The 232-nt window shown below is 43.1% G+C and carries 1 protein-coding gene; it reads right to left on the bottom strand.

What is annotated here, in order from left to right:
• On the bottom strand, positions 1-232 hold a 232-nt coding region (locus V6256_RS15510; protein WP_341599138.1), incomplete at both ends, for a nucleoside recognition domain-containing protein.

Here is a 232-nt window from a genome sequence, read left to right as displayed (position 1 = left end):
GCGATTAAATACTCAAGGCTAACGCCTAAAGATGCGTAACCAACTAAAACAGGACCAGCAACAGATGCTAAACCACCACACATCACAGCAAATAACTCAGCACGTGTCATATATTTAATGTACGGCTTAACCACTAATGGCGCTTCTGTTTGGCCCACAAACACATTTGCTGCAGCTGACATAGACTCTGTTCTGCTGGTACCTAAAAACTTGTGTAATGCACCACCAAAGA

The sequence above is a fragment of the Psychromonas aquatilis genome, from assembly GCF_038155185.1.
Taxonomy (GTDB): domain Bacteria; phylum Pseudomonadota; class Gammaproteobacteria; order Enterobacterales; family Psychromonadaceae; genus Psychromonas; species Psychromonas aquatilis.
The sequence above is the reverse complement of the archived record's forward strand: the minus strand, read 5'-3'. Positions and strand labels throughout refer to the sequence as shown.